This is a genomic window from Williamsia sp. MIQD14, from assembly GCF_051025635.1.
Taxonomy (GTDB): Bacteria; Actinomycetota; Actinomycetes; order Mycobacteriales; family Mycobacteriaceae; genus Williamsia_A.
The window spans coordinates 265241-284028 of record NZ_JBPFDG010000002.1 but is presented as its reverse complement, the minus strand read 5'-3'; the positions used below and the strand labels follow the sequence as shown (position 1 = coordinate 284028).

Annotated in this window: 18 protein-coding genes and 1 pseudogene; 8 read left to right on the top strand and 11 right to left on the bottom strand. The window is 69.3% G+C overall.

The features are described from left to right. The first annotated feature begins 16 nt into the window (after positions 1-16). Together ACQ7HM_RS08830 and ACQ7HM_RS08825 are read left to right on the top strand one after the other, a co-directional pair. Positions 17-2398, top strand: a complete 2382-nt coding sequence (locus ACQ7HM_RS08830) for an MMPL family transporter (RefSeq protein WP_434215892.1) — start codon at positions 17-19, stop codon at positions 2396-2398. Between the two features lie 103 nt (positions 2399-2501). Then, on the top strand, positions 2502-3371 hold the full coding sequence (locus ACQ7HM_RS08825) for a Bax inhibitor-1/YccA family protein (protein WP_434215891.1): 870 nt from the start codon (positions 2502-2504) through the stop codon (positions 3369-3371). Positions 3372-3439: 68 nt separating this feature from the next. On the opposite strand, the gene ACQ7HM_RS08820 is transcribed toward ACQ7HM_RS08825, so the two are convergent. Together ACQ7HM_RS08820 and ACQ7HM_RS08815 are read right to left on the bottom strand one after the other, a co-directional pair. After that, positions 3440-4660 carry an acetyl-CoA C-acetyltransferase gene (locus ACQ7HM_RS08820; protein WP_434215890.1) on the bottom strand — a complete coding sequence of 407 codons (1221 nt, stop codon included), beginning with the start codon at positions 4658-4660 and terminating at the stop codon, positions 3440-3442. A gap of 74 nt (positions 4661-4734) precedes the next feature. Further along, positions 4735-5700: an SGNH/GDSL hydrolase family protein gene (locus ACQ7HM_RS08815; RefSeq protein WP_434215889.1), complete on the bottom strand. Its 966-nt coding sequence runs from the start codon at positions 5698-5700 to the stop codon at positions 4735-4737. Between the two features lie 110 nt (positions 5701-5810). On the opposite strand from ACQ7HM_RS08815, the gene ACQ7HM_RS08810 reads away from it, so the two are divergent. Genes ACQ7HM_RS08810 through ilvA form a run of 3 tightly spaced genes read left to right on the top strand, consistent with a single transcriptional unit; the run spans position 5811 to position 9623 of the window. After that, positions 5811-7217 (top strand): cystathionine beta-synthase, encoded by a 1407-nt coding sequence (locus tag ACQ7HM_RS08810; protein WP_434215888.1) that lies wholly within the window; start codon positions 5811-5813, stop codon positions 7215-7217. Next, positions 7214-8386 carry a cystathionine gamma-synthase gene (locus ACQ7HM_RS08805; RefSeq protein WP_434215887.1) on the top strand — a complete coding sequence of 391 codons (1173 nt, stop codon included), beginning with the start codon at positions 7214-7216 and terminating at the stop codon, positions 8384-8386. The genes ACQ7HM_RS08810 and ACQ7HM_RS08805 overlap by 4 nt, the downstream gene beginning before the upstream one ends. A gap of 37 nt (positions 8387-8423) precedes the next feature. After that, complete coding sequence (gene ilvA, locus ACQ7HM_RS08800; protein ID WP_434215886.1) at positions 8424-9623, top strand: threonine ammonia-lyase; 1200 nt, start codon at positions 8424-8426, stop codon at positions 9621-9623. A 29-nt stretch (positions 9624-9652) separates the two neighbouring features. Here ilvA and ACQ7HM_RS08795 read toward each other — a convergent pair whose 3' ends face one another. From ACQ7HM_RS08795 to ACQ7HM_RS08765, 7 genes are all read right to left on the bottom strand, one after another. Beyond that, positions 9653-9970: a hypothetical protein gene (locus ACQ7HM_RS08795; protein ID WP_434215885.1), complete on the bottom strand. Its 318-nt coding sequence runs from the start codon at positions 9968-9970 to the stop codon at positions 9653-9655. A gap of 69 nt (positions 9971-10039) precedes the next feature. Then, on the bottom strand, positions 10040-10387 hold the full coding sequence (locus ACQ7HM_RS08790; protein ID WP_434215884.1) for a hypothetical protein: 348 nt from the start codon (positions 10385-10387) through the stop codon (positions 10040-10042). A gap of 179 nt (positions 10388-10566) precedes the next feature. Continuing rightward, positions 10567-11061, bottom strand: coding sequence for a transcription elongation factor GreA (gene greA, locus ACQ7HM_RS08785; RefSeq protein ID WP_045822040.1), 495 nt, complete (start codon positions 11059-11061; stop codon positions 10567-10569). A 162-nt stretch (positions 11062-11223) separates the two neighbouring features. Continuing rightward, positions 11224-12012: a queuosine precursor transporter gene (locus ACQ7HM_RS08780; protein ID WP_434215883.1), complete on the bottom strand. Its 789-nt coding sequence runs from the start codon at positions 12010-12012 to the stop codon at positions 11224-11226. Positions 12013-12043: 31 nt separating this feature from the next. Next, positions 12044-12703: an LppP/LprE family lipoprotein gene (locus tag ACQ7HM_RS08775; RefSeq protein ID WP_434215882.1), complete on the bottom strand. Its 660-nt coding sequence runs from the start codon at positions 12701-12703 to the stop codon at positions 12044-12046. 55 nt (positions 12704-12758) lie between these two features. Continuing rightward, positions 12759-13454, bottom strand: a complete 696-nt coding sequence (locus tag ACQ7HM_RS08770) for an LppP/LprE family lipoprotein (RefSeq protein ID WP_434215881.1) — start codon at positions 13452-13454, stop codon at positions 12759-12761. A gap of 124 nt (positions 13455-13578) precedes the next feature. Next, the gene (locus ACQ7HM_RS08765; RefSeq protein WP_434215880.1) at positions 13579-14013 is read right to left on the bottom strand and encodes a DUF4307 domain-containing protein; all 435 of its coding nucleotides are present in this window, start codon (positions 14011-14013) and stop codon (positions 13579-13581) included. A 204-nt stretch (positions 14014-14217) separates the two neighbouring features. On the opposite strand from ACQ7HM_RS08765, the gene mca reads away from it, so the two are divergent. Both mca and ACQ7HM_RS08755 read left to right on the top strand, forming a co-directional pair. Then, positions 14218-15081: a mycothiol conjugate amidase Mca gene (gene mca / locus ACQ7HM_RS08760; RefSeq protein WP_434216389.1), complete on the top strand. Its 864-nt coding sequence runs from the start codon at positions 14218-14220 to the stop codon at positions 15079-15081. Continuing rightward, on the top strand, positions 15078-15359 hold the full coding sequence (locus ACQ7HM_RS08755; RefSeq protein ID WP_434215879.1) for a hypothetical protein: 282 nt from the start codon (positions 15078-15080) through the stop codon (positions 15357-15359). The genes mca and ACQ7HM_RS08755 overlap by 4 nt, the downstream gene beginning before the upstream one ends. 41 nt (positions 15360-15400) lie before the next feature. Here ACQ7HM_RS08755 and praA read toward each other — a convergent pair whose 3' ends face one another. Next, positions 15401-15910, bottom strand: coding sequence for an alkane oxidation protein activator PraA (gene praA, locus ACQ7HM_RS08750; protein ID WP_434215878.1), 510 nt, complete (start codon positions 15908-15910; stop codon positions 15401-15403). Between the two features lie 371 nt (positions 15911-16281). Between praA and ACQ7HM_RS08745 the strand changes: the two genes are divergently transcribed. Further along, positions 16282-17388 carry a 3-deoxy-7-phosphoheptulonate synthase gene (locus ACQ7HM_RS08745; protein WP_434215877.1) on the top strand — a complete coding sequence of 369 codons (1107 nt, stop codon included), beginning with the start codon at positions 16282-16284 and terminating at the stop codon, positions 17386-17388. Positions 17389-17549: 161 nt separating this feature from the next. On the opposite strand, the pseudogene ACQ7HM_RS08740 reads toward ACQ7HM_RS08745, so the two are convergent. After that, positions 17550-18749 (bottom strand): annotated as a pseudogene (locus ACQ7HM_RS08740) (PLP-dependent aminotransferase family protein); the annotation flags it as partial. Between the last annotated feature and the right edge of the window lie 39 nt (positions 18750-18788).

The following is an 18788-nucleotide window of genomic DNA, read 5'->3' as shown; positions in this document are numbered from 1 at the left end:
GCCGGAGGCCATCAGCGTGCTCGCCCGTTCGACCCGTCGGGTGACCGCCGCGCCCCGAGTCGTCCTCGCGATCGCCGTCGTCTTCGTCGCCGTGTGCGGCGTGCTGGGCATCGGCGTCGCGTCGCACCTCTCGGCGGGCGGCTACAGCGATCCGTCGTCGGAATCGGCCCGGGCCGATCAGACGCTCGAGTCGGCGTTCGGTCGCGGCGGACTGCAGGTGGTCATCGCCCTGAGGATGCCTGCCGACGGCGACATCGGCTCCGACGCCACGGCCACCAACCTCGCCGGTGACATCACCAAGTCGCTGTCCACCGATCCCTTCGTGCAGCAACCGATCGTGTCGCTGTGGCAGAACCCGGACTTCGGCGCATCGCTGCGCAGCACCGACGGCCGCACCGGGCTGATCGTGTTCTCGGTGCTGGGTGGCGAACGCGACGGCGCCCGCCACGCCCAGGAGATCGCCGACCGCTTCCGCGACACCTCGGGCATCACCGTGACCGTGGGTGGCGAGGCCCTGGCCTACCGCCAGGTCAACGATCAGACCTCCCGGGATCTGGCCATCGCCGAGGCGATCGCCATCCCCATCAGCTTCGCGCTGCTCGTCTTCGTGTTCGGCGGGCTCGTCGCCGCGGCCATCCCGATCGCCATCGGCATCGTGTCGATCATCGGCACGGCCGCGATCCTGCGGGTGCTGACCGCGTTCACCGACGTCTCGGTGTTCGCGCTCAACATGGCCACCGCACTGGGCCTCGCCCTGGCGATCGACTACACCCTGCTGATCATCACCCGATATCGCGAGGAGATCGGGAACGGGTTCGACCGCCCACAGGCTCTGCTCCGCACCATGATGACCGCCGGTCGCACGGTGATCTTCTCGGCGGTGACCGTCGCCCTGGCGCTGTCGGCGATGGCGATCTTCCCCATGTACTTCCTGCGCTCGTTCGCCTACGCCGGGCTCGGCGTGATCCCGCTCGCGGCGATCGCCGCCCTCGTCCTCACCCCGGCGATCCTCACCGTCCTCGGTGACCGTGTCGACGCCGGCGATGTCCGCCGCCCCCTGCGACGACTCCTCCGTCGACCCCCGCCGACACCGGGTACGCCCGAGACGTCGATCTTCTACCGCACGACGCACTTCGTGTTCGGCCACGCCGTCGCGACCGGACTGGTGATCACCGCACTGCTGCTCCTCCTCGGGGCCCCGTTCCTCGGCATCAAGCTCGGCTTCCCGGACGAACGCGTGCTGCCGTCGTCGGCGTCGACCTATCAGGTGGGCCAACAACTGCGCACCGACTTCCAGACCAACGCGTCGTCGACGGTCACCGCCGTGTTGCCGCGTGTGGGCACCGACGCCGCGGCGAACGCATCGATCGAGACCTACGCCGCGCAACTGTCGCAGGTCGCCGACGTCGAATCGGTGACCACGGCTGCGGCGTCCTACATCGACGGCCGCAAAGACGGCAGCGGCGACCCGGGGGCGAGCGGCTCGACCGGACAGTTCGTCACCGTCTCCACCGCGCTCGACCCCTTCTCCTCGGCGGGCACGCGACAACTCGACGCGCTGCGCGCGGTGCCCCGCCCCGCCGACACCCCCGTACTGTTCACCGGTCTCGCGCAGCAGAACGTCGACAACGTCGCCGCGATCGTCGACCGCCTCCCGTTGGTTCTCGGGGTCATCGCGATCACGACCGTGCTGCTGCTGTTCATGCTGACCGGCTCGATCCTGTTGCCCCTCAAGGCGTTGGTGCTCAACGTGCTCTCGCTGAGCGCGACCTTCGGGGCGATGGTGTGGATCTTCCAGGACGGCCACCTCGGCGGCCTGGGGACGACGGTCACCGGGACGCTCGCCGCGACGATGCCGGTGGTGATGTTCTGCATCGCCTTCGGGCTGTCGATGGACTACGAGGTGTTCCTGCTGTCGCGCATCCGCGAGGAGTGGCTACGCACGGGTCGTGCCACCCGCGTCGACAGTGAGACCGCCGTCGCCTACGGACTCGCCCGCACCGGCCGGGTCGTCACCGCCGCTGCGGTCTTGATGGCGATCGTCTTCGCCGGCATCGTCGCCTCGCAGGTGTCGTTCATGCGCATGTTCGGACTCGGGCTGATGATCGCCGTGCTGGTCGACGCGACGCTCGTCCGCATGCTGCTGCTCCCGGCCATCATGAAGCTCGCCGGGCGGGCCAACTGGTGGGCGCCGGCCCCACTGCGTCGGCTGCACGACCGGTTCGGTCTCGCCGAGCCCGGCCTCCCTGCGCCGCCACGCCCGCCGCAGGAGCGCGGGGACGAGACACCCCGCCGCGGGGGGATCACCAGGTCGCCGGCCCGACCGCCCGTCGCCCGCGGGGCTCGGGCGCGGGTGTCGACCACGCGGGTTTCTGCGACAAAGGTCAAGAGGAAGTAAAGTCGAACCGGAACTCACCGACGACCTCGGTCGTTGAACGGGTGAGTCGCTCGACCAGACGGTCACGGGCGACATGTCACAGACGAATCGAAGGGACCAGACGGTGCGAGAAAGTAGCAATCCGGTGATGCGGGGTGTCCTCCGCGACAACCAGAAGGCGGGTGGCTATGCCGGGTTCGGTACCGGGATGGCCGGCGCCGGCCAGGGCGCCATGTTCGGCCAGACCGGACAGCCCCAGCAGGTCGATCCCTACGCCCGCCCCGGGCAGCCGGTCGGCTCCCGCTCACTGACCATCGACGACGTCGTCACCAAGACCGCCAGCACCCTCGGCGTGCTCATCGTGTCGGCGATCATCTCCTACTTCCTCGTGCACCAGAACGAGGGCCTGGCGATGCCGTTGCTGCTGATCGGTGCGCTGGGCGGCCTCGCGCTCGTCCTGGTCGCGACGTTCGGTCGCAAGCAGGACAACCCGGCGATCGTCCTGTCCTACGCGGTGCTCGAGGGTCTGTTCGTCGGCGCGATCTCGTTCGTGTTCGCGAACTACGCGGTCAGCGGCATCTCCGCCGGCGTGCTCATCGGGCAGGCCGTGCTGGGCACGTTCGGTGTGTTCGCGGGCATGCTCGTCGTCTACAAGACGGGCGCCATCCGCGTCACCCCGCGCTTCACCCGCATGCTGTTCGCCGCGATGATGGGCGTCATCGTCCTCATCCTCGGCAACCTGGTCGTCGGCTTCTTCAACGGCGGCTCGGGCCTGGGCCTCTACGACGGTGGCCCGCTGGCCATCATCTTCTCGCTGGTCTGCATCGGCCTGGCGGCGTTCAGCTTCCTCGTCGACTTCGACTCGGCCGACCGCCTCATCCGCGCCGGCGCACCGGAGAAGGCGGCCTGGGGCATCGCCCTCGGACTGACCGTCACCCTGGTGTGGCTGTACGTCGAGATCCTGCGACTGCTCAGCTACTTCAACTCCGACTAGTCACCTGACGACGAAGAACCCCGCACCTCCTCGAAGGGGTGCGGGGTTCTTCGCGTTGCGGGGTGGTCTCAGCTCAGACGCTCGAGCACCATCGCCATGCCCTGGCCACCACCGACGCACATCGACTCGATGCCGAACGTCTTGTCGTGGGTGGTGAGGTTGTTGAGCAGCGTGGTGGTGATCCGCGCACCGGTCATACCGAACGGGTGCCCCAGCGCGATCGCGCCGCCGGAGACGTTCAGCTTGTCGTGGTCGATGCCGAGTTCGGCGGCCGAACCGAGCACCTGGACCGCGAAGGCCTCGTTGATCTCGACGAGGTCGATGTCGGAGATCGACATCCCGGTGTTCTTGAGCACCTTGCGGATCGCGTCGATAGGGCCGAGGCCCATGATCTCCGGCGACAGTCCGGTCGCCGCGGTCGCGACGACGCGGGCCAACGGGGTGAGGCCGAGTTCCTTGGCCTTCGTGTCGCTCATGATGACCAGCGCCGCGGCGCCGTCGTTGAGCGGGCACGCGTTGCCGGCGGTGATGGTGCCGTCGGGGCGGAAGACCGGCTTGAGCTGCGACACCTTCTCGTAGGTGGTGCCCGCGCGCGGGCCGTCGTCAGTGGAGACGACGGTGCCGTCGGGCAGGGTGACCGGATCGATCTCGCGCTCGAAGAAGCCGGACTTGATGGCCTCCTCGGCACGGTTCTGGCTCAGCACACCCCAGCGGTCCTGGTCCTCACGCGAGATGCCGGTCATCGACGCCACGTTCTCGGCGGTCTGACCCATCGGGATGTAGACGTCGGGGATGAGGCCCGACCCACGCGGATCGGTCCACGCGGGGGCGCCGCCCTGCGCGGCCTTGTCGGTACGGGCCATGGCCTCGTCGAACAGCGGGTTCTTGCTGTCGGGCCAGCCGTCGGCGCTGCCCACGGCGAAACTCGACACGCTCTCCACGCCGCCGGAGATGAACACGTCACCCTCGCCGGCCTTGATGGCGTGCAGAGCCATGCGAGTGGTCTGCAGCGACGACGAGCAGTAGCGGTTGACCGTCACGCCGGGGACGTGGTCGAGGCCGAGTTCCACGGCGACGACCCGGGCGATGTTGAAGCCGCCCTGTCCGCCGGGCTGACCGATGCCGAGGTGGATGTCCTCGATGTCGGCGCGATCGAGTGCGGGCACCTTGTCGAGGGCGACCTGCACCATCTGGCGGGCCAGCTCGTCGGGACGGAGATCCTTCAGCGAGCCCTTGCCGGCCCGGCCGATGGGCGAGCGCGCAGTGGAGACGATGACGGCTTCGGGCATGACGAGGCTCCTCGGGAGTCGTGGGTGATGCGTGGGCGAACCGGACGTTACGCCATCGGGCCCGGGCGACCGACCTAGCGCTCGGCCAACGCGACCTCGGCGCGACGACGGCGCAGCCTCACCGGCCAACCCAGGCGTCTGCGGACGCGGACGACCAGTCGGTTGTTCTCCGCGAACTCCGAGACCTCGGGTGGATCGGGCAACGGTCCCGCGCCCCATTCGCCGATCGCCGCGAGCACCTCGGGGAGCATGGTCTGCGCCGCGAGCAGGTACCCGGCGGCCGACGGGTGGTAGTTGTCGGCGGAGAACATGCGCTCGGGGGCGGCGAGGAACTCCTTGGCCAGCAGGTCGGCCAGCGGTACCGGGCGTCCGCCGGCGGCGCGCACCTCGTGTTCCTGCGCGGCGGCGAGCCGGAAACCCCACTGGCGCAGCACCGATCGCAGGGGCTGCGGGATCGCGGTGACGGCACCGAGGTCGGGACACGTGCCCACGATGACGTGCGCGTCCACCTCCCGCAGCCGTCGCACCGCCGAGCCGAGCCGTTTTGCGGCGGGACCGGGACGGTTGCGGGCGGTGATGTCGTTGGCGCCGACGAGGATCACCGCGACGTCGGGTGGGGCGCCGGCGATGAGCATGGCGTCGACCTGTCCCGACAGTCCGCGCGACGTCGCACCGACGATGGCCTTCGTGCTCAACCGGACGCGCAGGCCGCTCTCGCGACACAGCATCCGCGTCAGCGCCACCCCGGGTGTCTCGTCGGCGACGTCGGCGCCGAGGCCGGCGGCGGTCGAGTCGCCGAACACCATCAGGTGCAGGTCGAACTCGCTGCGCGGGGTGATGCGTTCGGGGCCGGATCCGTCGGGGAGGTAGAGGCCGTCGCCGTTCGGCGCGTTGTCGGTGCGGTGGGGGATCACCTCACGCGCGGTGCGGGCCTGGCCGGTGAGGAACGAGTACACCGCCCACCCGGCGCCGGCGCTGCCCGCGGTCGCGGCCACCGTCGCGGTGACATCGCGGACCACTCGCCGCCGGGTTGCTGGCACGCGTCCAGCGTATCGGTCGCGACCGCTCGAATCGGTGCGGAGGGCGTGGGCTCGCCGGGTGGAGGGCATCGGCTGCGACGCCTCGCGCGCGGGTCTGGAACGATGGATGCATGCGCATCGCCAATCACGTCGTCGACCTGGTCGGCGGCACCCCGCTGGTCAAGGTGAACTCGGTCGTCAGCCCCGGATCGGGGCTGGTCGCGGCCAAGGTCGAGTACCTCAACCCCGGTGGGTCGTCCAAGGACCGCATCGCGGTCAAGATGGTCGACGCCGCCGAGGCCTCCGGTGAGCTCAAGCCCGGCGGCACCATCGTCGAGCCCACGTCGGGCAACACCGGCGTCGGACTCGCCCTCGTCGCCCAACAGCGCGGCTACCACTGCGTGTTCGTGTGCCCCGACAAGGTCGGTGAGGACAAGCGCAACGTGCTCAAGGCCTACGGCGCCGAGGTCGTCGTGTGCCCGACCGCGGTCGCCCCCGACAACCCCGACAGCTACTACAGCGTCTCCGACCGGCTGGTCCGCGAGATCGACGGTGCGTGGAAGCCGAACCAGTACTCCAACCCCGCCGGCCCGCAGAGCCACTACGAGACCACCGGACCCGAGATCTGGGCCGACACCGAGGGCAAGATCACCCACTTCGTCGCGGGCGTCGGCACCGGCGGCACCATCACCGGCACCGGTCGCTACCTCAAGGAGATGTCCGACGGTCGCGTGAAGATCATCGGCGCCGACCCCGAGGGTTCGGTCTACTCCGGCGGCACCGGCCGCCCCTACCTCGTCGAGGGTGTCGGCGAGGACTTCTGGCCCAGCGCCTATGACCCGTCGATCCCCGACGAGATCATCGCCGTCTCCGATGCCGACTCGTTCGACATGACGCGCCGTCTCGCCCGCGAGGAGGGACTGCTCGTCGGCGGGTCCTGCGGCATGGCGATGGTCGCGGCGCTGAAGGTGGCCGAGCGCGAGGGGCCCGACGCGATCGTCGTGGTGCTGTTGCCCGACGGCGGCCGCGGCTACATGGCCAAGATCTTCAACGACCGGTGGATGAGCAGCTACGGGTTCCTCCGTACCCCGCTCGACGGCAAGGACAAGGGCGACCCGTCGGTCGGGGACGTCCTGCGCGGCAAGTCCGGCGCCCTGCCCGACTTCGTGCACACCCACCCCGCCGAGACCCTGCGCGACGCGATCGAGATCCTCCGCGAGTTCGAGGTGTCGCAGATGCCCGTCGTCGGTGCCGAGCCGCCGATCATGGCCGGCGAGGTCGCCGGTGCGGTCACCGAACGCGAACTGTTGAGCGCGGTGTTCGAGGGTCGCGCGAGCCTTGCCGACCCGGTGTCGGCGCACATGGGCGAGCCGTTCCCGCTGATCGGCGCCGGTGAACCGGTGTCGGCGGCGACCAAGGCGCTCGGTGAATCCGACGCGCTGATGGTCGTCGAGGACGGCAAGCCGATCGGCGTCATCACCCGTCACGACCTGCTGGCCTTCGTCAGCTCCTCACCTCGGATCGGAGCATCGTCATGAGTGAACAGCGCAGCCGGGTCGACGCGAGCCGCTGGCAGGGTTTCGGGACCAAGGCCATCCACGCGGGCTACGAACCTGATCCGCTGACCGGTGCGGTCAACCCGCCGATCTACGCCAGCTCCACCTTCGCCCAGGACGGCGTCGGCGGGATGCGGGGCGGATTCGAGTACGCCCGCACCGGCAACCCGACCCGCCAGGCACTCGAGGGCAACCTCGCGGCCATCGAGGGTGGTTCGTACGGACGGGGTTTCGCCTCCGGCATGGCGGCGACCGACGCGCTGCTGCGCGCCACCCTGCGTCCCGGAGACCACCTCGTCATCCCGAACGACGCCTACGGCGGAACGTTCCGGCTGATCGACAAGGTGTTCACCCAGTGGGGCATCACCTACTCGGTCGCGCCGGTCTCCGACATCGACGCGGTGCGCGCGGCCATCACCCCGGCGACCAAGCTGGTCTGGGTCGAGACGCCCACCAACCCCCTGCTCAACATCGGTGACATCGGGGCGCTCTCGGGTGTCGCACACGAGGCCGGTGCGAAACTCGTCGTCGACAACACCTTCGCCTCGCCCTACCTCCAGCAGCCCCTGCACCTCGGCGCCGACGTCGTGCTGCACTCGACCACGAAGTACCTGGGCGGGCACTCCGACGTCGTCGGTGGCGCGCTGGTGACCGATGACGAGCAGCTCGACACCGATCTGGCGTTCCTGCAGAACGGCGCCGGTGCGGTTCCCGGACCGTTCGACGCCTACCTGACGATGCGTGGCATCAAGACGCTCGCGGTGCGGATGGATCGCCACAGCGACAACGCCGAGAAGATCGTCGAGTACCTGCAGTCGCATCCCAAGATCGAGAAGGTGCTCTACCCGGGGCTCGAGTCGCACCCGAACCACGCTGTGGCGGCCCGACAGATGAGGCGTTTCGGCGGCATGATCTCGGTGCTGGTCGCCGGTGGTGCCCCGGCGGCACAGGAGTTCTGCGCCCGCACCGAGGTGTTCACCCTCGCGGAGTCGCTGGGCGGTATCGAGTCGCTCATCGAGCACCCCGCGGCCATGACGCACGCCTCGACCGAGGGCTCGCTGCTCGAGGTCCCGGCCAATCTGGTCCGCCTGTCGGTGGGCATCGAGGACATCGCTGATCTGCTCGGCGACGTGGAGAACGCCCTGAGCTGAGCCACGCGCGCAGCGTCGGCGGTCTACCGTCGGATCCATGGTGATCAGCTCTGCGCAGATCGACGAGGCGGTAGCGATGTTGGCGCCGGTGATGCGTCGGACGCCGGTGGTGGCGTCGCGCGCCCTGTCGGACATGTGTGGCGCGGATGTGTGGCTCAAGTGCGAGAACCTGCAGCGCACAGGGTCGTTCAAGCCGCGGGGTGCCTATCGACGGATCGCCGGGCTCACCGATGCCGAGCGTGCGCGGGGTGTCGTGGCCGCGAGTGCGGGCAACCATGCGCAGGGGGTGGCGTGGTCGGCGACGACGCTGGGCATCACGTCGCGGGTGTACATGCCGACGGGGGCGTCGCTGCCGAAGGTGACCGCGACCCGCGCCTACGGGGCCGAGGTGGTGCTCGAGGGCGAGATCATCGACGAGAGTCTCGTTGCCGCGCAAGCGTTCGCCGACGAGACCGGCGCGGTCCTGATCCATCCGTTCGACCACGCCGACATCGTCGCGGGGCAGGCGACGGTCGGCGTGGAGATCATGGGGCAGATGCCCGACGTCGGCACCGTGGTGGTGCCGTTGGGTGGTGGGGGACTGCTCGCCGGGGTGGCGGCCGCGATCAAGGCCGTCCGGCCGCAGACCCGTGTCGTGGGCGTGCAGGCGGCGGCCGCCGCGGCCTGGCCGGGATCGATCGCGGCGGGCGCACCCACCCGCGTGGCCGAGATGAACACGATGGCCGACGGCATCGCGGTGGCGATGCCCGGCGCGGTGACGTTCGCCCATGTCGACGAGCTGGTCGACGAGGTGGTCACCGTCGGTGAGGATCTCATCAGCCGCGCGGTGTTGTTGATGCTCGAGCGGGCGAAGTTGCTGGTCGAACCCGGTGGTGCGGTGGCGGTCGCCGCGCTGATGGAGCCCGGTGCGCTGCGGTTGCCGGGACCGGTGTGCGCGGTGCTCTCCGGAGGCAATGTCGACCCGCTGTTGCTGTCGCATCTCACGACGCACGGGCTGCAGGCGGCGGGGCGCTACCTGACGGTCGCGGTGACGGTGCCCGACCGGCCTGGTGGCCTCGCCATGCTCCTCGACACCCTGCGCGATTCCGGGGCCAGTGTCGTCGACGTCATCCACTCCCGTGTCGCGGGCGAACTGCGGCTCGGGGAGGTGCAGGTGACGGTCAGCCTCGAGACGCGCGGCCCCGATCACCAGACCGCGGTGCGGGCGGCGTTGCGCACCGCGGGCTACCTCGGGTGATCACCGGGGTCTGATCGACGCCGGACCGATCAGGCCGCGAGGGCGGCGACCTGCGGGGCCGTGTCGTCGTGCGCCTCGCCCATCGGGTCGACGACCAGATCGACGGAGCCGAAGCACGCCTGCGCCGTGGTCACGAGTGCGGTGCGGGCGGCGGGGTCGCGATGATCGCCGACGACGGCCGCCGCGCGGGCGGCCCCGTATCCGCGCACCGCGTCGAGGAGCACCGCGACATCGGTCCCGATCACCACCACGCGGCATCCGCGGCGGAGCATCAGCTGGGCGAGGTCGACCGCGAGGTGGTCGGGTGTCGCATCGGTGGGGACGAGGAGGAGCACTGTGGTGGTCATGTCTCCAGCACACCGGGGGAGTGTGAGGAAACTCTGTTGCCGCCATGAGGACTCGGCAACGATGTGGTCTCACGCCGCCTGCGCGGACTCCCCGCGGGTCGTCACCACGTCGTCGATGCGCCACGGTCCGACGGTGATGGCCCCGCCCGGGTCGGCGACCAGCGTCACCGGGCCGAGGCGACGCCCGACGCGGGCGATCATGTCGCCCACCATCGTCGGGTCGTCGAGATCGACGACCATCGCCGGGGCGGAGGTCCCCGCCACCAGGTCGACGAGTCGGGTGATCCGCGGGCCGGCGACCGCGACGTGATGGCCTGCGCCGATCAGGTCGCGCGCCAGATCGGCGCCGGTGCGATCGGCCACGGCGACGACGATCACGTCGAGCGGGCCGGGGACCGAGGTTCGTGCAGACGTCATGAAGGCGTTCCTCTCGTGGGGGTTGTCGTCACGCATCCCACGACACCGCACGAGTCTGTGCGGACACTGCCCGCGCGCTGTCAGGACGACGGCAATCCGATGCCGGACACCTGCAGAGCGGCCCGACGAACGACGACAGCCCGCGTCCGGACGGACGCGGGCTGTCGGGTCGGTCGGGGTCAGGAGTGGTAGGGCTCCGCGCTGACGAGCGTCACCTTCACCACGGCGCCGCTGGGCACCGAATACTCGCGGGTCTCGCCGACCTCGGCGTCGATGAGTGCACCACCGAGCGGCGACACCGGGGAGTACACCTCGAGCGACGAGTCGCCCGCGCCCTCTTCGCGGGTGGCGATGAGGAAGGTCTCGGTGTCGGACTCGTCGCCGTCGTAGTAGACCTTCACGACGGAGCCCGGCAGCGCGACGCCCGACTTGGTGGGTGTCTCGCCGACCTTGGCGTTGTTCAGCAACTCCTGGAGCTGACGGATGCGGGCCTCCTGCTGGCCCTGCTCCTCGCGGGCGGCGTGGTAGCCGCCGTTCTCCTTGAGGTCGCCCTCTTCGCGGCGCTCGTTGATCTCCGCGGCGATGACGGGTCGATTGGCGATCAGGCCATCGAGTTCGTTCTTGAGCCGATCATGGGACTCCTGGGTCAGCCAGGTCACCTGTGTGTCGGTCATGGAAGTCACTCCTGTCGAATCTTCTCCGCCCGCGAATCGGGCCGCGCGGTGTGCCCAACTCCTGCAGGCACCTGCAAAATGCAGCAACACGGCCCCGCGGTGGGGCCGTGCGTCGTTCGATGTTACCAGGTCTGCCCCGGTGAGAGCCCACACCGACGCTGCTCAGCCTGCGGAGTCGATGCGCGTGAGCGCCTCCTGATAGCTCGGTTCGGCCTTCTTCAACCGGCCCACGACGGCGTAGGTGATCGGCATGACGACGATCTCCACGAGCGTCTTCCACACGAACCCGATGACGGTGTAGTTGACGAAGTCCTGCCAGGTGGAGATGCCCAGAGCCGACGCCGCGATCGAGCAGAACACGAGGGTGTCGAAGAACTCGCCGACGATGGTGGAGCTGATGAGTCGCGCCCACAGACGACGCTCGCCACTGCGCTCCTTCATCTTCACCATCACGTAGGAGTTCAGGAACTCGCCGACGAGGTATCCCGAGAGGCCGGCGAGGAGGAACTGGGGGACGACGCCCGCCACGGTCTCGAAGGCCTGCTGCCCGTCGTAGAAGTCGGCGGCGGGCAGGTGGATGGTGAGCCAGAAGCATGCCGAGGCGAGCAGGAGCACACCGAACCCGCTGTAGATGACACGGCGCATGGCGCGGAAGCCGTAGACCTCGCTGATGACGTCACCGAGGACGTAGGCGAGGGGGAAGAGGTAGAAGGCGCCGTCGGTGACAAGGCCGTGTACCGAGAGGGGGCCGAGATCGAAGCTCAGCGACGGGAACAGCAGCACGCCCTTGGTGCCGGTGATGTTGCTGATGATCATCACGCCGACGAACAGCGCGACGAGGATCGGGAAGTAGGGACTGGTGAGCGAGGCGAAGGCCGGTGTCGCCGGGCGTGAGGCCCGCTGATCGGGATCAGGGTGCGAAACCGGCCGCCCAGACTTGGCGGTGGTCATGGTGGCCAAGTATGCGCCCTCGCCGTCGGGCTCAACACTCGCCGCGGGTCACCTCGTAGGGGAGTGTTCCCTCCATCACCACTCGCGAACCGTTCCAGCGGAAGGTCACGTACGCCCGCCCACTGGCACCGGCGTTCGACTCGTTCTCGTTGCGGAGATATCGATAGGTCACGTTGACGAAGTCGGGCCCCGATCCGGTCACGTCCTGGAACGCGACGTTGCACTTGATGCCCGTGCCCACGAAACGGCCCTCGGGGCCGAAGAGCAGCAGCTGGTCCGGCGACGACCCCGTACCCCGGTCGGTGTCGAGGACGACATAGGACAGGGAGTTGCAGGAGTTGAAGTTCGCGCGGGTCGGCACCCACGAGACCCCGGGCAGGGGTGGCGCGATCTTCGCGATCGCCGCATCGATCTGTGCGGAGTTGCCGTCGACGGGCCCGCACGCCCGCGTGGATGTGGCGGCCGGCGCGACCGCCCCGCCGCCTTCCGAACCCGGGCCGGCGCCCGCCTGGGCGGTGTCGGCGACGTCGGTCTCCGGTGCCTCCACCGACGTGCTCGTGTCCGGCGAGGATGCGGTGACCGTCACGGTGGACGGGGTGGCGGTGGTCGCGTCGTCGGAGCCACAGGCGGCGAGCGAGGCGAGGGCGCAGACGCCGAGAACGGCTGTCGCGGTGCGTGTCACGATGGTCATGGTCGTCTCTCGTGTCGGGTGGGTTCGGGCTTGCCGGCAGATGTGGGTCACGGGGTCAGCACCGTCCTTCGGTGAAGGCGTACGGGAGGGTGCCGTCCATCACGATGCGAGAACCGTTCCAGCGGAACGTGACATCGGTTTTGCCGACCCCGCCCTGCGAGTGCTGCTGCTCAGGGTTTCCCAGGTCGAGGTAGGTGTACCGGACGGTGATGGCGTCCGGGGTGGTCGCGAGGACGTACTGCCCGTATCGCGCTTCGCATCTGATCCCGGTGCCCTGGAAACGACCAGCGTGATAGATCAGCAGTTGGTGAGGCCGGATCGGACCGCCGACAGACCCGTTGTCGAGTTCGATCCAGCTCAGACCGGGACACCAGGTTCCGCCTGCGTTGTAGGCGTGCCATCGGCCCTGGGGCTGGGGTGGCGGAATGCGCGCGGCGTCTCGCGCGGCCGCAGCAGCGGTCCCGATGTTCGGGGCGCATCCGGTGGCGTCGTCCGATCCACCGGACCCCGACCCGCCGGAGCCGCCGCCGGCGGCGGGCACCACGGCGGTGACGGTCGTGGTCGAGGGGAGCGGGGTGGTGACCGGCGCGACGTCGGACGGACTGCCCTCGGTGGCGACGACGGTCGCCGAGGCCTCGCGCGTGGGTCCGAACGACACGTCGTCGGTGCCGCAGGCGGCCACGGCGACGACGGTCAGCGCGCAGAGGCCGACGAGAGCCATCGCGCGGGAGGTGGTGTGATGGGATCTCATCGTGATCTCTGCTCTCTACCGGGACGTGACGTCTGGTATCTCGCAGTACCGTCGCACTTCGTTAGCGCGGTGAAACGACTGATATCAAGCTGTTACCTGATGTGGTCCGAACGCGTGAGAGGAGTCAGTCGGTGGGGGGTCGCAGGTAGGCGGGGACGGTCTGCGAGCAGCCGAACACCTCGCCGATGGCGGGCGCGACCGAGGTACGGACCCGTGACACCACACCGGTCTGCTGTGCATCGCCCGGTGCGACGAGGACCTCGCGGCGCCCGACCTCGGATCCGTCGCGCGCGCGGGCCCGCACCACGCAGGCGACCGGTTCACGGGGGTTGCTGCGGGTGACGGTGAACTGGACGTCGATCGTGGTCGCGTCGACGATGTCGTAACCGGTCGCCTCGCCCGACACGGGCGGGTCGGCGAACTTCTTGTATCCGACGAAGGCGACGGTGAGGCCCGCGGCCACCACCACGATCGACAGGATGATCAGCCACCGGCGACGGGTGCTCACCGGACGATCGGTGGGATACCGGCCGGGGGGCGGTGTGAGGCCGGTGGTCATGGTCCATACCTACCATGAGTGCGCAGGCGCTCCGGTTCGGCAGCTGTGACGCGATCAGGGGCGCGCGGGCAGCAGGGAGCTCCCGGTGGGAGAATCGCTGCAGACGAGCGACGGTGGGGCCCCGTGCCCGGGCCGTCGAGCGGTGGGCGAAGACGAGCGGTGTCGAAAGAAGCGAGGACGAGTGCAGTGAGTGGCCTTCGGTTGATGGCGGTGCACGCGCACCCCGACGACGAGTCGAGCAAGGGTGCGGCGACCATGGCCAAGTACGCCTCGCAGGGCCACGACGTCCTGGTGGTGACCCTGACCGGCGGCGAACGTGGCGACATCCTGAACCCGGCGATGGATCTGCCGGGGATCAAGGAACGCATGCCCGAGGTTCGCAAAGAGGAGATGGCCAAGGCAGCCGCGGCACTCGGGGTCGAACAGACATGGCTGGGATACATCGATTCCGGTCTGCCCGAGGGTGATCCGTTGCCACCTCTGCCGGAGGGCTGTTTCGCGCTCGTCCCGCTCGAGGAGTCGACCGAGGCACTGGTGCGGGTCGTTCGTGACTTCCGGCCGCACGTGATGATCACCTACGACGAGCGTGGCGGGTATCCGCATCCCGATCACATCCGATGCCACGAGGTCTCGATGGCCGCGTACGAGGCGGCGGGCGATCCCGAGCGCTTCCCCGACGCGGGTGAGCCGTGGACGGTGTCGAAGATCTACTACACGCACGGGTTCATCCGCGACCGGATGATCCGCTTCTCCGACGAGTTCGACAAGCACGGTCAGGACAACCCCTACAAGGAGTGGCTCGCGAACTGGGATCCGAGTCGCGGCGACCTCATGGGACGGGTCACGACGCAGATCACCTGCGGCGACTTCTTCACCGCGCGGGACGAGGCGTTGCGGGCGCACGCGACACAGATCGACCCGAACGGGGTGTTCTTCGCCGTGCCGATGGAGTGGCAGCAGCGGCTGTGGCCCACCGAGGAGTTCGAGCTCGCGAAGACCCGCGTGACGACGGCCATCCCCGAGACCGACCTGTTCGCGGGACTCGACACCGCCGCGGATCAGTCGTGACCGGCACTCTCGTCCTCGCCGGCGCGCACGTCACCACCGTGCTGGCGCGCGACGCCGACGGTCCGGAGTTCGGTAAGGCGTCGCCGCTGGGCCTGCTCCTCGTGTTGCTGCTGCTGGTGGGGACCGTGTTCCTCATCCGTTCGATGAACAAGCGGTTGCGCAAGCTGCCGACCAGTTTCTCCCGCGACGAACCCCAGCCCGATCAGGCCGCGGACGACGGGACCGATCCCGGCAGCGTCGGGAACGACACCGACCCCGCGCGAGGCCGCGACAACTAGTCGCGACCACGCACGGGGCCGGATGGGTCGGACCCGATCGATCAGGACAGGGTGAAGGCCGGGTTGGGCTTCACGGTCAGGTTGTTGATCGTGCAGTTGCCCGACAGCGACTGGTTGGTCGAGGTCAGGGTGTTGGTCATGTTGTCGAACGAGCCCGCGAGGGTGGCCGGTCCGCAGTTGCTGCTCAGCACCGAGAACGCCACGCCCGAGACCTGGCCGGTGGTGGCGCTGGTGGGTGTGAGGGTCCACGGGAGGCCCTTGATCACGGGCACGCCACACAGGAAGTTGCTGCCGCTGACCTTGGCGCCGGTGATCGACGCGGCACTGCCGTCAGCGTTCACCGAGCCGGTGAGGGTGATGTTGCAGTTGACGGGCACGCCGAACGATGCGTCCGAGGTGACCGAGATCGTGCCCGGGGCGGTGAAGGCGGTGTTCGCGGGCGAGATCGTCGCGGCACCGGCCACACCGGCTCCGATCGTCGCGCCGACGACGGCGACCGTGGCGGCGACGGTGGCGAGGGAGCGCGAGCGAACGGTGGTGTTGAACCTCATGGGTGTGTGTCCTCCAGGTAAGGGTGTCGAATGGGCGATCGTGACGTCGATCACTCGAAAAGGGACGTTAGGCTCACGAACTTCACAGAACGCACCCTTTCGAACAGGTCTGTGAGAAAACACAACAAGCCCGATTTGTCGTGGTGACGTCGGGCTCGTGTACCTTCGGTCGTGTGATCACCACCGGCTGCGCCTATCGCTGGCGTTTTATCGAGGCTCCGGGTGGAGCCGTCGATGGAACGCGTCGCCTGACGTAGCCACCGAACCCCCACCCCGGAGCCCCGAGCAGTGACCGCCACGGTCGCTGCTTTTTTGTTTGGCGGCGCCGGAGCAGGATCGCAACGTGTGCCGTAGGAGATGAGAGGCACACCATGACCACCGAACTCACCGAGATGGCCGCCGAGTCGACGTCGGACAGGCGGATCCGCGCCTTCCGGCCGATCCCGTCGCCGCACACTCTGCTGGCCGAACTCCCCCTCACGGATCGCCGCGCACGACAGGTCGCCGCCGACCGGGCCGAGATCGCCGACATCCTCGCCGGCATCGACGACCGTCTGCTCGTGGTCGTGGGACCGTGCTCGGTCCACGACCCGGTGGCCGCGCTCGACTACGCCCGTCGCCTGGCCGTCGTGGCCGAGACCCACGCCGCACGCCTGAAGATCGTGATGCGGGTCTACTTCGAGAAGCCACGCACCACGGTCGGGTGGAAGGGACTCATCAACGACCCCGCCATGGACGGCAGCTTCGACATCGAGCGCGGACTCCGCACCGCGCGGGCGTTGCTTCTCGACGTCATCGACCTCGGCCTGCCGGTGGGATGCGAGTTCCTCGAACCCACCAGTCCTCAGTACATCGCCGACGCGGTGTCGTGGGGCGCCATCGGCGCACGCACCACCGAGTCGCAGGTGCACCGCCAGCTCTCGTCGGGTCTGTCGATGCCCATCGGGTTCAAGAACGGGACCGACGGCGACGTGCAGGCCGCGGTCGACGGCGTCAATGCCGCTGCCGCGCAGCACGTCTTCTTCGGCGTCGACGACCGGGGGCAGGCCGCGGTGGTCGAGACCGCGGGCAACGCCGATTGTCACGTCATCCTGCGTGGTGGACGGTCGGGGACGAACCACGACATCGACTCGGTGCGCGCGGCCGCGGCGGTGTTGTCGGCCGCCGGCAACGCCCCCCGCCTGATGATCGATTGCTCACATGCCAACTCGGGCAAGGACCACCGCCGACAGGCCGAGGTGGGCACCGAGGTCGCGGCGACGATCGCCCAGGGTGCACACGAGGTCTCGGGCGTCATGCTCGAGAGCTTCCTGGTCGCCGGCGCACAATCGCTGGACAACCGGACACCGGGAGAGCCGCTCGTCTTCGGACAGTCGGTGACCGACAAGTGCATGGACTTCGGCACCACGGTCGACGTGATCGAGTCGCTCGCCGCGGCGGTGGCCACCAGGTCGGCGAGTGCGGCGATGTCGGCATGAAACCGGTGCTCCGGGGGCGTTGCGAAGCCGACCACTATCCCTCCGGCCGCGAGTGGGGAGGCGTCGGGGTGGCGGAACCCGTCCAGTCCGGCGAGGACGAACCCCCGTTCCTCGGCCAGTTGGACGACTCTCGCCTCGGTCGCCGGTGACACGGTCAGAACCGCGTGCAACCCGGCCGACACCCCCGACACCTCCACGCCGCGGGCCTGCATCGCGGTGGTGAGCGCGTCACGGCGCGCTCGGTACCGCGACCGACTCCGACGCACATGTCGGTCGTGTGCACCCGACTCGATCATGTCGGCGAACACCATCTGATCGACGACGCTGGCCGTCGCCTCACGAGGTCCTTTGCCGCGCACCACCTCGGCGAGCAACCGGTCCGGGACCACCATCCACCCGATGCGTACCGCCGGGGACAACGCCTTCCCGGCGGAGCCGAGGTAGATGACGTCGTCGGGGGCGAGGCCCTGCATCGCGCCGACCGGCTCGCGGTCGTACCGCAGCTCGCCGTCGTAGTCGTCCTCGACGATGACACCGCCGCAATCGCGCGCCCAGTCGACGAGTCGCGCCCGACGACGCGGATCGAGTGCGTGACCGGTCGGGTACTGGTGGCTCGGGGTCACCACGACCCCGGTCGCCGTTGACCGGCAGAGTCCGGCGACATCGAGTCCGCCGGCGTCGATCGCGATCGGCGTCGTCCTGGTGCCGCCGCGTTCGATCACCTCGCGGTGGAACGGCAGGCCATGGCTCTCGACGGCTACGATGTCGCCGAAGACGGTGCGCGAGAGCAGTTCCAACGACTGCGACACCGACGTGGTCAGGACGATGTGGTGTTCGTCGGTACGCACACCGCGCACGCGTCCGAGGTATCCCGCCAACGCCCGCCGCGTCGCGAGGTGGCCCTGCGGGTCGCCGATGCCGAAGGCCGAGTGCGGCGCCGATTCGAGGGCGCGCCGGGTGCTCCGAATCCACTCCGCCCGCGGGAAGAACGCGGGTTGGGGTTGGCCCAGGCAGAAATCGTGGGCCGGAACCGGCGGGGGATCTGGCCGCGGGCGGGGGCTTCGGGCGACATGGTCGAGGTCGGCGACGCGCGTGCCCGACCCGACGCGCGCGACCAGCCAGCCCTCGGCGATGAGCTCCTGGTAGACGCCGGCAACGGTGCCCCGGGCCATGTGCAGATCCGCGGCCAGTGAGCGATAGGGCGGGAGAGCGCTGCCCGGCGCGAGGCGACCGTCGGTGATCGCCGAGCGCAGTGCTGATGCGAGAGCGGTTCGTCGTCCGCGCGTTCCCGGCGCCGACTCGACATGGAGCAGCAGGTCGGCTCCCAGCCGCCCCGCCAGATCGGCCCACGAATCCGACATGGAATTGGACTCTACCGCGGGCCAATCGAGGGCATAGCG